The 12,473-nt window shown below is 65.2% G+C and carries 11 protein-coding genes; 6 read left to right on the forward strand and 5 right to left on the reverse strand.

Features of this window, described 5'->3' with window-relative positions:
* The first annotated feature begins 107 nt into the window (after positions 1 to 107).
* A complete protein-coding gene (locus tag FOY53_RS13790) occupies positions 108 to 812 on the forward strand; it encodes an SIMPL domain-containing protein (protein WP_146589792.1) in 705 nt (234 codons plus the stop codon).
* 193 nt (positions 813 to 1,005) lie between these two features.
* On the opposite strand, the gene FOY53_RS13795 is transcribed toward FOY53_RS13790, so the two are convergent.
* Positions 1,006 to 2,298 carry an O-acetylhomoserine aminocarboxypropyltransferase/cysteine synthase family protein gene (locus FOY53_RS13795; protein WP_146589793.1) on the reverse strand — a complete coding sequence of 431 codons (1,293 nt, stop codon included), beginning with the start codon at positions 2,296 to 2,298 and terminating at the stop codon, positions 1,006 to 1,008.
* A 170-nt stretch (positions 2,299 to 2,468) separates the two neighbouring features.
* Here FOY53_RS13795 and FOY53_RS13800 point away from each other — a divergent pair, with 170 nt between their 5' ends.
* Entirely contained in the window at positions 2,469 to 3,089 is a 621-nt protein-coding gene (locus tag FOY53_RS13800) for a hypothetical protein (protein WP_146589795.1), read from the forward strand.
* A gap of 10 nt (positions 3,090 to 3,099) precedes the next feature.
* Here FOY53_RS13800 and FOY53_RS13805 read toward each other — a convergent pair whose 3' ends face one another.
* Complete coding sequence (locus tag FOY53_RS13805) at positions 3,100 to 4,260, reverse strand: WD40/YVTN/BNR-like repeat-containing protein (protein WP_146589797.1); 1,161 nt, start codon at positions 4,258 to 4,260, stop codon at positions 3,100 to 3,102.
* A gap of 86 nt (positions 4,261 to 4,346) precedes the next feature.
* Positions 4,347 to 5,351 (reverse strand): GT-B fold glycosyltransferase domain-containing protein, encoded by a 1,005-nt coding sequence (locus FOY53_RS13810; protein WP_146589799.1) that lies wholly within the window; start codon positions 5,349 to 5,351, stop codon positions 4,347 to 4,349.
* A gap of 165 nt (positions 5,352 to 5,516) precedes the next feature.
* Here FOY53_RS13810 and FOY53_RS13815 point away from each other — a divergent pair, with 165 nt between their 5' ends.
* Entirely contained in the window at positions 5,517 to 7,628 is a 2,112-nt protein-coding gene (locus FOY53_RS13815; RefSeq protein WP_146589801.1) for a 4Fe-4S binding protein, read from the forward strand.
* Positions 7,625 to 8,497 carry an FAD:protein FMN transferase gene (locus FOY53_RS13820; RefSeq protein WP_146589803.1) on the forward strand — a complete coding sequence of 291 codons (873 nt, stop codon included), beginning with the start codon at positions 7,625 to 7,627 and terminating at the stop codon, positions 8,495 to 8,497. The genes FOY53_RS13815 and FOY53_RS13820 overlap by 4 nt, the downstream gene beginning before the upstream one ends.
* A gap of 3 nt (positions 8,498 to 8,500) precedes the next feature.
* On the opposite strand, the gene FOY53_RS13825 is transcribed toward FOY53_RS13820, so the two are convergent.
* Both FOY53_RS13825 and pedF read right to left on the reverse strand, forming a co-directional pair.
* Positions 8,501 to 9,403 (reverse strand): substrate-binding periplasmic protein, encoded by a 903-nt coding sequence (locus FOY53_RS13825; protein ID WP_146589805.1) that lies wholly within the window; start codon positions 9,401 to 9,403, stop codon positions 8,501 to 8,503.
* A 7-nt stretch (positions 9,404 to 9,410) separates the two neighbouring features.
* Positions 9,411 to 10,109 (reverse strand): cytochrome c-550 PedF, encoded by a 699-nt coding sequence (gene pedF / locus FOY53_RS13830; protein WP_146589806.1) that lies wholly within the window; start codon positions 10,107 to 10,109, stop codon positions 9,411 to 9,413.
* A 181-nt stretch (positions 10,110 to 10,290) separates the two neighbouring features.
* On the opposite strand from pedF, the gene FOY53_RS13835 reads away from it, so the two are divergent.
* On the forward strand, positions 10,291 to 11,466 hold the full coding sequence (locus FOY53_RS13835; RefSeq protein ID WP_146589808.1) for an ABC transporter substrate-binding protein: 1,176 nt from the start codon (positions 10,291 to 10,293) through the stop codon (positions 11,464 to 11,466).
* On the forward strand, positions 11,448 to 12,461 hold the full coding sequence (locus FOY53_RS13840; RefSeq protein WP_146589810.1) for a YVTN family beta-propeller repeat protein: 1,014 nt from the start codon (positions 11,448 to 11,450) through the stop codon (positions 12,459 to 12,461). Before FOY53_RS13835 ends, FOY53_RS13840 begins: the two co-directional genes overlap by 19 nt.
* The last annotated feature ends 12 nt before the right edge of the window (positions 12,462 to 12,473 follow it).

Consider the following 12,473-nt stretch of genomic DNA (forward strand, 5'->3'; position numbering starts at 1 on the left):
CCATATTTTACAGCAGGACTTTGCCGAGGGGAAGGAAAGACGGCTTGCAGGAGCGTGAACGTGACCTCACATATGTGTTGATCGCTCGGATCTGCAAAGGAAAAGTCATGCGCCGAAACGCTTTTGTCACCGCTCTTGTGCCGCTTGCCCTGATGCTTGCCACGCCGCTGGCCGCGCAGGAACTGCCGCGCCCCACCATCAGTGTCAGCGGCGAAGGCACCGCCTATGCCGTGCCGGATGTGGCGACGATCACACTGGGGGTCACCTCACAGGCCGAACAGGCGGCAGATGCGATGGCCCAGACATCGGAAACGGTCGGGACGATCCTGGCGCGGCTGGTCGAAATGGGTCTCGTCGCGCGCGACGTGCAGACCTCGGATCTGTCACTGAACCCGATCTGGTCCAACCGTTCCGTCGACAACCAGCCGCCGCGCATCGAAGGCTTTGAGGCCTCGAACCAGGTGACGATACGGGTGCAGGACCTTGAGAAGCTGGGCGATGTGCTGGGGGCAGTTCTGGGGGATGGTGCCAACCGGCTGGGCGGACTGAGCTTTGGACTGAAGAACCCCGAGCCGCTGCTTGACATTGCGCGTCGGGATGCTGTGGCCGATGCCATGGCCCGCGCCAAGGTCTACGCCGAGGCTGCCGGCGTGACCCTGGGTCCGGTGCTCTCGATCAGCGAGGGCGGAACGTCGATACCGCGTCCCGAGATGATGATGGAGATGCGCGTCTCGGACGCCTCTGTGCCGGTGGCGGCAGGCGAAACCGGGCTGACGGCTGCGGTCAGCATGGTGTTTGCGATAGGCGAATAAGGCGGCGCACCGGCCTGGGCGCCGAGCGGCGCCATTGCAAGGCGATCCCCGACAGGACCGCCTTGCGGGAAGGCACTTGCAGTCAATCCCCGGACTGGCCAGCCGCGGTGCATGGCGCCGCAGTCCGCACCCCGGTGCCATCCCGCCTGCGCCGCGGACAACGGCGGCACAGGCGTGGCGCAGGGGGTGCGCTTCAGGCGCTGGCTTTTTTCAGAGCCTGATCCAGATCGGCGATCAGGTCCGCCGCGTCCTCGATGCCGATCGAAATCCGCACGACATTGGGGGCAGCGCCTGCCGCGACCTGCTGCGCTTCGGTCAGCTGACGGTGGGTGGTCGAGGCCGAATGGATCACCAGGGACCGGGTGTCGCCGAGATTCGCCACATGGCTGAAGATCTCGAGCGCATCGACGAATTTGAGGCAGGACTCGTAGCCGCCCTTCAGTGCGATGGTGAACAGTCCGCCGGCCCCCTTGGGACAGATCCGCGCCAGCCGGTCCTTGTACGGCGACGAATCCAGTCCGGCATAGGTCACGGCCTCGACTGCGGGATGTGTTTCCAGCCAGCCCGCGATTTCCGTCGCGTTCCGTACGTGCCGTTCCATCCGCAGGCTCAGCGTCTCGATCCCCATCAGCGTGTAATGCGCCGCCTGCGGGTTGAGCGTCATCCCCAGATCGCGCAGGCCGATGGCGATGCCGTGGAAGGTAAAGGCCAGCGGTCCGAACGTCTCGTGGAACTTGAGCCCGTGATACGCCGGTTCAGCCGCAGAGAGCGACGGGAACTTGTCCGAAGCGGACCAGTCGAACTTGCCCGAGTCCACGACCACACCGCCGGTCACCGTGCCGTTGCCGGTCAGATATTTGGTCATCGAATGCACCACCAGCGTGGCGCCATGTTCAATGGGACGGCAGAGGTATGGCGTGGCCGAGGTGTTGTCGACGATCAGCGGAATGCCCGCCGCGTCGGCAATCGCGGAAATCGCGTCCAGATCGGTGATATAGCCGCCCGGGTTGGCGATGGATTCGCAGAATATCGCCCGGGTATCATCGTTGATCGCCGCCTTGATGGCGTCGGTGTCGTCGAAATCGACAAAGGTTGCGGACCAGCCGAAACGTTTGATGGTCTGGCTGAACTGGGTGATCGAACCGCCGTACAGCCGGGTCGAGACCACCACGTTGCGACCCGGCGCCATCAGAGGAAACAGCGCCATGATCTGCGCCGCATGGCCGGACGAGCAGCACACTGCGCCGACGCCGCCCTCAAGCGTTGCCACACGTTCCTGCAATACAGAGACAGTGGGGTTGGTCAGACGGGAGTAGATAAAGCCGACTTCCTGAAGGTTGAACAGGGCGGCGGCGTGTTCGGCATCGCGAAACACATAGGCTGTGGTCTGGTAAATCGGTGTCTGCCGCGCACCGGTCGCCGGATCTGGCCGCGCGCCTGCGTGAATCTGCAATGTATCAAAGCCGTAGCTGGGGCCGTCTGTCATGTTTTCCTCCTCGGGTAATGCAGGTTTCTCTGTAGGGGATCGTCGGCAGCCGGGCAACGCGCCTGTGGTCGCGACCGCGCGAATTGCGCGCGTCCTCATACCTTACGAATATGTTGACCGCGACGGCGGTCCAACATACAGTGAAGGTATGTTGAGGCGAGGAGGCTGCAATGGCCATGAAAGTGAGAAAAAAGGCACTGGTGTTGAAATCCGAGGATGCGGTGTCGCTGCCCCAGTCCAAAGCCGCACCGGTGCCGGCAAAGAAGGAACGCCGTGCCCTGCGGCTGGCCAAAGCCACCAACGTGGCCTTTTCGCTGGAACCCGAGGTGCGCGCCCGTTTCGCCGCAGAGGCAAGGGCCGAAGGCATGGAACTGGGGCATTACCTGCAGAAAGTTCTTGAAAATCACCTGCTGGCCAGCGCCGTCGCGGGGGATCCGCTGGCGGACCGCATCTGCGCCAAACGCGCGGTGATCGACCGGATTGTCGCGCTGGCGCAGAAACTGGACCAGGCCGGCAAGTTCGACGAACATTTCGTGCTGACCGTGATGAAGACCGCCGCACGCGACGGGTCATTCATGGCGCTCTACCACACCGCCATCGGCGCTGCCGACACCGGCGAAATCAGCAAGGATCTGGCCCGCAACCAGCGCCCGATCAATCAGCAGCTGGGCCGCCTGATCCGCAAATCGGTGGGGGCCAAAGGCATGAAGACCGACGCGGGCCGCGTCGCCCGGGCGCAGGTCACGGGCGAGATCATCTCGTCCTACACGCTGCTCACGAAACCGGGCTGACCGCGGCCGGTCAGTTGCGTTGCAGGGATTCCACGCACAGCACCGTCGGCAGGTGGCGGGCGATTTCCTGCCAGCTGTCGCCCGCGTCCCTGCTGGCGAACACCGACCCTGAATTGGTGCCGAAATAGACCCCCGCAGAGTCGTGCCGGTCCGTCGCCATCGCCTGCCGCAGCACCGTGAAATAACACCCCTGTTGTGGCAGGCCGCTGCGGCAGGCCTGCCAGCTGTCGCCGCCGTCGGTCGACCGCCAGACCGCCGCGGCGGCATCGGGCGGATACCGCCCCTGCGTGTCGCCGTTCAGGGGCAGCACCCAGAGGGTGCCGGGGGCGTGGGGATGCGCCGCCACCGGGAAGCCGAAGGTCGAGGGCAGACCCTCGGTCACGTCATCCCAGCTGCGCCCGCCGTTGCGGCTGCGGAACACGCCGTGGTGGTTCTGCTGATACAGGATATCGCCCGCACCGCCCGCATGTACCATGTTGTGCACGCAATGGCCGGTTTCGCCATCCTTGGGCGCTGCCGGGTGGGGATGGTCACAGGCCGCTTCGGCATTTGAAAGCCTGTTGCGACGTTCCCAGCTGGCGCCGCCGTCCTCTGTGGCAAAGACTCCCGCCGCCGAGATTGCCAGCCACATGCGGGCGCTGTCGGCAGGATCGGCAACGATGGTGTGCAGCGTCAGCCCGACGGCGCCGGGCTGCCAGTCGGCGGCGGTCGGATGATCGCTCAGCGCCTCGACCGGCTCCCATGTCGTGCCCGAGTCGCTGCTGCGGAACAGGGTGGCAGGCTTGGCCCCGGCATAGAGGTTTCCTCCTGTCAGCCCGAGCGACCACAGCGCCGTCACCCGCCCGGTGAACGGTCCCGGGGCGCCAGGGGTCACCCCCATCATCCTGGCAAACTCCGGATCGTTGCGCATCCATGTGTCCATCTCGCCGTCGGCAAGCTTGGACAGGGTCCAGGTCTGGCCATCGTCCGTCGATGTCCAGACGCCGGCACCGTACCAGTCATTGCCACCTGCCGCCCAGAGATACCCGGTTGCGGGGTCTCCGATGGCATGGTTGATCGGCCACCCGGAACAGAACGGCCCGCTGAGGGACCAGTCCTGCCGCTTCGGATCGGAGCGGAGCAGAAAGCCGCCCTTGGTAGTGCCAACGAGCAATGTGACTGCGTCTTCCATGTCCGGTCTCCCAGCTGCGACTGGCCGCAGAGTAGCACTGCCTGTGCGAGTCGCCCAAGCGCCGCTTGACGCCAGGTCGGGCGGTTTCACCGCATCCAGAATCCTTCGCGCTTGATCCGGTTGCGGATCGCCTGTTCCCGGCTTGGCAGGTCGTCGCGATCAAACAATGCCCGCACCTTGGCGCCGCGTCCCTGATAGATCATCCGCTGGAACGGCTCGTATGTCTTGAGCACTTTCTTGATGCGGTTCGGCGCCGTCACGGTTTCAAGCGTGTCGACCACATGGTCGTCTTCGCGGGCATAGAGCATCGGCAGTACCCGGTAGTGGCAGCTGACCGACCCGTCGAGCCAGCCCGGGGGCAGGGCATCGCGCCCGCCGCCAAAGCCATGAATCACCAGCGGCAAGGCGACCTGATCCAGCCAGGGATCGAGGCTCTGGCAGACCAGGGCGGGCGGCGGGTCGTCGCGGATGTCCAGCGCCACTTCGAGAAACCGCTGCCCGAACACATGCGGGCAGGAATAGTAAAAGAACCCGGCGTTGAAATAGAGGTAGCGCCGCCAGTATTCGTCGGGCTGGCTCAGATCCAGCGAGCTCTGGAAATCAAGGTTGTATCGGTCATAGAGCGCCTTCCAGGTTTCGGTATAGCCGGGGCCGTAGAGTTCGATCTGCGGCCAGGTGCCTTCGCGGCGCAGCGACGCCGAGGGGCGGTCAAAATCGAACGGAACCTGTGACAGGTCTCCCACCATCAGCGTGTCGGTGTCAAAGAACACGAAGGGTTCGCCCTTTGGCAGTGCCAGCAACGCCTCGATCTTGTTGCCGTAGGGGTAGTCGTGACCGAAATGCTGCGATTCAAACGGCAGTATGGTGGCGTCGCACGCTTCAAGAAGCGCACGCACCTCGGGGTTGCGCATGGTCGGGTCGTTGGGCCAGAGCGGGCCGGGCTGCGGTTCCGCGACATACAGACGGAACCGGCCGCCGGTGATCGTATGGCGCAGCGAGGCGGCGAACAGGATGGCTTCGAACTGCAACCGGCCCGACTGGCCGACGATCAGGATGTTGACGGTCCGGGAATCGGTCTGGGTCGGGGACATCGGGATAAGCGCCTGTAAGTGCGGGCCAGTTTACTCGGACCCTTTCGACAACACTATCCGCGGGCCGCAGCGACGTCAAAAGCCGAGATCGCGCGTGGATTGCCCCCCTTCGTTCGGGACCAAGGTCGCATTCTGGGGGTACGGTCGGTATGGTTATCTCGGCGCATGAAACCGTTGCGTCTGATCATCGCCCTGTGGGTCTGCATCTGTGGAAGCCTGCCGCTGTCGGCGGGGCCACTGCCGCGCGAGGCCATTGCCGACCTTGTCGCCCCGCCGATGAGCCTTGGCGCGGCGCTGAACGCGCATGGGGTCTACCAGTTGTTGAATTCGGGGGGGGCCGAGGCCGGTTACGTGTTCGAGACCGAGCCGATGGCACCCTTGCCGGGATTTTCCGGCGCACCGATCAACATGCTGGTCGTGCTTGACCTCGAAGGCCGGTTTCTCGAGGTGAAACTGCTGCACCACAACGAGCCGATCTTCGTCTCCGGTCTGGGAGAGGCGCCCTTCCACAAGTTCTTTGAGCAATACCGCGGGCATTCGATTTCCGAGACGCTGGTGGTGGGCACCCCTTACGGTGTGGGCGACAGCGGCGGGCAGCTGGTCTATCTGGATGGTGTGACCAAGGCGACCGCCTCTGTGCGCATCGCCCATGAATCGATACTGGCGGCGACCCTGCAGGTGGCGCGTGAAAAGATGCAGGGCATCGCCTCGGGTCCGCCTGCCGCACCGGACATGGAATATTCCGAAGATCTGAGCTGGAGCGATCTGGTCGCGCAGGGCATCGCGGCGCATCTGCGGGTGAGCAATGCGCAGGTGCAGGACCAGTTCAGCGGCACGATCTGGCAGAATGACGATGCCGAAGCGGTGCAAGATCCCGATGCCGCCTATCTGGACCTGTGGGTTGTCGATCTGGGGCCGCCCAGCGTCGCCCGGGCGGTGCTGGACGACAGCACGCTCGAGTCCCTGTCGCGGTTCCGCGAGATTGCCGGATCCGACGAACCCTTGCTGCTGATCGAAACCGCGCGTCACGGGCTGGTGTCGGACGCCTTCGTACGCAACACCTCGCCGGACTGGATCGGACTGCATCAGGATGGTCTGCCGGTGGCATTGCGCGACGCGGACCTGCTGGTGGGCCTGCGGGACACGCTGCCGCCGACGTTGCGCGACGGGGTGCAGATGATCCTGCGCACGGACCGGCGGCTGGGATTCGACCCGACCCGGGACTGGACACTGGACGTGCAGGCGGTGCGCACACATGGCATGTTTCAGCCGGAAACCGGGGCGGTGACGCTTTCGCTGACCCATGCCACGCCTGAACGGTTCTTTTCCAGGGCGGATGCCGTCGTGCGCCGCACCCCCTTCGAGGAAGCGGTGCGCAACCGGCAGGGCGATCTGATCCTTCTGGCCGCGGGACTGGCGGTGCTGTTACCGGTGCTGTTCCTTGCCCAGTCACGTCTCGCCGGGATGCGCGCGTTCACGCCGGTGCGGCTGGGAATCCTGGCGGCGGTACTGGGCTATGTCGGCTGGTGGGGGCAGGGGCAGCTGTCCATCGTCACGCCGCTGGCCAGCCTGCAGGCGGCGGTGCGCGGCGGCAGCTTTTCCTTTTTGCTTTTTGATCCCTTCTCGCTGTTGCTCTGGGGGGCGGCGATTGTGGGTTTCGTGCTGTGGGGGCGGGGTCTGTTCTGCGGCTGGCTCTGCCCCTTCGGGGCGATGCAGGAGTTTGCCCATCATCTGGGCCGTCTGCTGCGGATTCCGCAGATCGAGGTGCCCGCGCGCTGGGATGCGCGGCTGAAATGGCTGAAATATGTGGTGCTGGCCGGGCTGGTTGCGGTGACGGTGCTGGCGCCTGCGGCGCTGGACAAGGCGGTCGAGGTCGAACCGTTCAAGACCGCAATCACCACGATCTTTGTGCGCGAGTGGTACTATGTTGCCTACGCCCTGTTCTGGCTGTTGCTGGCAATGGTGCTGTTCAAGGGCTTTTGCCGCTATGTCTGCCCGCTGGGGGCCCTGATGGCCATTGGCGGCGCCCTGCGGCTGCGGCGCTGGATTCCACGACGCCCGGACTGTGGATCGCCCTGCCAGCTGTGCCGGGTAGAATGCGGCTACGGTGCCATTTCCCGGACCGGGGAGATTGCGTATTCCGAGTGTTTCCAGTGCCTGGACTGCGTGACGATCCACGATGACACCGAGCGCTGTGTCCCTCTGGTATTGCAGGCCCGGGGGGCCAAGAGACCGCCACGGATCACCGGCCACCCCAACACGGTGATCGCACAATGAAGCGGCGCAGGTTCATCACGCTGGCCGCCGGGTTTGCCTGTGCGCCACGTCTGTCGGTCGCGCAGACCTGGCAGGGGCGGGCACTGGGGGCAGAGGTGTCGGTGCGCATCGAAGGGCCGCGCGATCTGACCCGGCAGGCACTGGCGGATCTGCCGGGGATCATCGCCGGGGTCGAAGCGGCGTTCAGCCTGTTTCGGCCGGACTCGGAACTGTCGCGGCTGAACCGTCAGGGTGGGTTGCGCGCCCCGTCACAGATGATGCGCGCGGTGCTGGGTGATGCGGCGCGGGCCAACCGGCTGACGGGCGGCCTGTTCGATCCGACCGTGCAGCCGCTCTGGCAGGCTCTGGCGCTGGGTGGCGATACCGCCGCTGCGCAGGCGCTGATCGGCTGGGAGCGGGTCAGTCTGAACGATGCGATCACCCTGGAGCACGGGCAGGCCCTGACCCTGAACGGCATTGCCCAGGGCTATGCCACAGATCTTGTGGTGCAACGGCTGGTGGCGCTGGGCGCCAGGCAGGCGCTGGTGGATCTGGGGGAACAGGCGGCGGTCGGCGGGCCATTCCGGCTGGGACTGTCGGATCCGTCGCAGGGCGTCGTCGGCTGGCGCACCTTGCGGGACGGGGCGGTGGCGACCTCGAGCCCGGGCGCATTGCGCCTTGGTGCCGGGCAGGGGCATATTCTGGCACCGGACGGGCGCGCGCCGCTGTGGTCCACCCTCAGCATCGAGGCACCGTCGGCGGCGCTGGCGGATGCGCTGTCCACCGCCGCGGTGTTCATGGACCCGAAAGAGCTGGCCCGGCTGAAGTCCGCGGCGCGGCTTGGCCGCATCATCGCGGTCAGCGATGGCGGCCGGGTGCTGCGGATCTGAGTCCTACCACTCGGGGGGCTGCAGGGTCAGCCCGTACTTCTCGTAGATCGCCGCCAGTCGACCATCCCCGAGCGCGGCACCGATGGCGTCATCGACCGCATAGCCCAGCGGCTTGTAGGCAAAATGCAGCGCCACCCCAAGCAGCCACTTCGAACGGGCAAACCCGGCCAGCGGCGGCTGATGCAGCGCAAGTCCCGGCGTCAGGCCGAATTCCAGCTGCGCCTTTGGTCCCATGGCCGCCATCACCTCACCGGACGAAAGTGCCGCCATTGCGGACCCCATATCGGCAAAGCGATGCACGCCCCGGGCCAGCTGACCGCCGGCAAACCCGGACAGGTAGAAATCCGAAATCGAATCGTTCTCGACCGCCACGGTATCGATGCGGAAATAGGCCGGGGCCGGGCCGCCGTCAGGGTACTTTGCGGTGTCATAGGCGATGGCGATGCTTTCGCTGGCATAAATCCCGGTAAAGGTCACCTGTTCGATGCGGCAGGCAAAGGCGCTGTCGTAGGGCACGCGCATCATCACATTGGACACGGATCCGCCCACCACCGGGCCCTTCCAGATGTAATTGCGCAAATCCGCCTCGAGGGTTTCGGCGGCGGTGACAAAATCGAAACGCGCCTCGACCCCCAGCGCCTCGGCCACAAGTCCGGCAAGCTCGACATCGACGCCGCGCGGCGTGGTGCCGTCCAGCCAGGAATAGGGCGGGTAGTCCTCGTAGACCGCAAAGCGCAGAAATCCGCGTTCGAGGATGGCATCGAGATCCTGCCCGACAATATCACGCCCGGCATTCTGGGGTTTCGGTTGGGGGACAAAATCGGCGCAGGGATCAGCCGCGAAAACGGCGGCAGGTGCAAGAAGCACCGCCGCCGCGATCGCACAGGCCCGAAAAGCGGGGATCATGTTCGTCTCACTGGGTGGCCGAAAGGCCGATGGTCAGCGTTTCCGCGGCCTTGTCATAGGCAGGCGCTGATCCATCAATCAGGTTGGCCGCACGAAACGCCACTGAATCCGCCACCGGTGCACCGGACAATGTCTCGATCCCCAGCGCGATTTCCGACAGCCGCGCCTTGATCGCTTCGGGGTCGGCAGTGCTGGTGTCGGCGGCATAGGTCTTCAGCTGATCGCGCAGGGCGTGCAGTTCGTCCGAGGCCGAATCCATCGCGTCGCCATCGGGGCGGGTCTCGATATAGGTGCGGATCGCCCAGGCGGCCTTTTGGCCCAGCAACTCGCCAAAGGCGGGCATCTTGGTCACGCCGTTCTGGGTATAGCCGGTCCGGAACCGTTCGACGTACCATTCGTCGCCGTATTCCTCGGCCTCGAGAAAGCGCAGGTCGGGGGCAAGCCCGCCGGAGATGCCCTCCAGGCCGTGGCAGCGGGCGCAGTTCTGGTTGTAGCCGGAGGCGCCGATGTCGATCGCCTTTGCCCAGACCTCATCACCTGCCGTGGCGGCGCGATAGGGGTTTTCACTCAACCAGTCCTCACCCACTTCGGGCAGGGCGGCGGTGTCCACCGGCTGCGGGGCGACATCCCCGTGGGCCAGGGCAATGGATGCGGTTGCGGCCAGCACGATGGTGCCTGCCAGAAAGCGGTTGCGGTTGACGGTCATAGCGGTCCTCCCTTGAGAAATGTGCGGAGTCTTGCACTTGGTTTCGGTGTAAAAACCAAAGCCCGGGGCCGATATTGGACTTTCGTGCCGAAGTTGGCGCCGGGGCGTTCACCGGCTTGGGACATTGGTCGTATTGGCGGATCAGGCGCTGGTTTCTAGCTTTTGCGCCAGGAGGATCCCGATGACGAAACTGTACGCGCGCGGGTGGCTGTTGCTGATCTGGCTTGGTCTTGGCGGGCAGGCGGTGGCCGAACCTGTCACCGTGGCCGTTGCCTATCTGCGACAGGAGATCGAGCGACCGCCGACGCTGTCGGACCTGGACCCGGTGCCTGCGGACAGCGGCATCGCGGGCGCGGCGCTTGGGATCGCGGACAATTTCACCACGGGTCAGTTTCTGGGGCAGGACTTCAGTCTGAAAGTGGTCTCGGTGCCGGTCGGTGGCGATTTTCCCGCTGCGGTGCGCGCGGCGCTCGCGGTTTCCGACCTGTTGCTGATCGACGCGCCTGCGGATGCGACGCTGGCGGCGGCGGACCTGCCCGAGGCGGCGCAGGCACTGCTGATCAACGTCTCGGCTCCGGACAGCCGTCTGCGGGGCGTCGATTGCCGCGCCAACCTTCTGCACACCCTGCCGTCCCTCGACATGCGCGCCGATGCGCTGGTGCAGATGCTGGTACAGAAACGCTGGCGCGACGTCGCGATGATCACCGGCCCGCACCCCGAAGACCGGGCTTTTGCCGATGCGATCGAGGCGTCGATCCACAAATTCGGCATGGAAATCGGCAGTCGCGCCGATTGGGACATCACCACGGACATGGGGCGCAACGCCGCCGCCGAAGTGCCGCTGCTGACGCAGGCGCTGGGCGAGTTCGACGTTCTGATCGTCGCCGACGAGTTGCACGATTTCGGCCGCTATATCCTGTACAACACCTGGCTGCCGCGACCGGTTGCCGGTTCGGAAGGACTGGTGCCGCGCAACTGGGCCCCGGTGATCGAACAGTGGGGGGCGGCGCAGTTGCAGAGCCGGTTCAGCGCCCGGGCCGGGCGTTGGATGAACGACGAGGATTACGCCGCCTGGGCCGCGGTGCGCGCGATCGGAGAGGCGGTGACCCGCACCGGCCTGACCGACGCCGAGGGTCTGCGCCACTACATGATGGGCGACAGCTTTGAACTGGGCGGATTCAAGGGCAGCCCCCTGACATTCCGCAGCTGGAACGGACAGATGCGCCAGCCGATATCTCTGGTCCATCCCCGCGCCCTTGTGGCGCAGGCGCCGTTCGAAGGATTCCTGCACCAGCGCAACCCGCTGGACACGCTGGGGTTGGACGAGGGAGATTCCGGATGCGCGGTGTTCGGGTGAGGGTGCGGAAAACCTGCCGGGCAGGGACCGGACTGGCAATCTGGCTGGTCTTTGGCGCCGTGCTGATCCCGCAGCAGGCCGGGGCCGACGAAATCTGGGTGACAAACGAAAAGGACAACTCGATTTCGGTGATCGACACCGAAAGCCTCGAGGTGACACGGACCATCCCCACCGGCGACCGGCCGCGCGGCATCATCTTTTCGCATGATTACAAGGCGGTCTACATCTGCGCATCGGACAGCGACGCGGTACAGGTCATGGACCCGGACAGTGGCCGGATCCTGCACGATCTGCCGTCGGGCGAGGACCCGGAACAGTTTGCGCTGCACCCCGACAACCGGCATCTCTATATCGCCAACGAGGATGACGCCATCACCACCGTGGTCGATGTCGACACCCGGCGCGTGATCCGCCAGATCAATGTCGGCATCGAACCCGAGGGCATGGCGGTGTCGCCCGACGGCGCGCTGGCGGTGACCACCTCCGAAACCACCAACATGGCGCATTGGATCGACACCGCCACCGGCGACCTGGTGGCCAACACACTGGTCGATTCCCGGCCCCGGCATGCGGAATTCGTCAAACACGGCACCGAGCTGTGGGTGAGTTCCGAAATCGGTGGCACGATCACCGTCTTTGACGTCGCCACCCGCAGCGAAAAGGCCAAGATCACCTTTGAACTGCCGCGCATCCACCCGGATCTGATCCAGCCGGTCGGTTTTGAATTCACCCGCGACGACGGGCTGGCTTTTGTGGCGCTGGGGCCCTCGAACCATCTGGCCGTGGTCAACGCCCAAACCTATGTGGTCGAGGATTACATTCTGGTCGGACGCCGGGTCTGGCACCTGGCCTTTGACCGCGACCGCGAACACCTGTTCACCACCAACGGCGTCTCGGGGGATGTGACCGTGGTGGATGTCGCCCGGCGCAAGGCGCTCAAGACGATCCCTGTCGGGCGCTACCCCTGGGGGGCGGCGTTCCGGCCCACCGACTGAAACACCGGGCGG

This window comes from Puniceibacterium confluentis (assembly GCF_007923445.1).
In the GTDB taxonomy this organism is placed as follows: Bacteria; Pseudomonadota; Alphaproteobacteria; order Rhodobacterales; family Rhodobacteraceae; genus Puniceibacterium; species Puniceibacterium confluentis.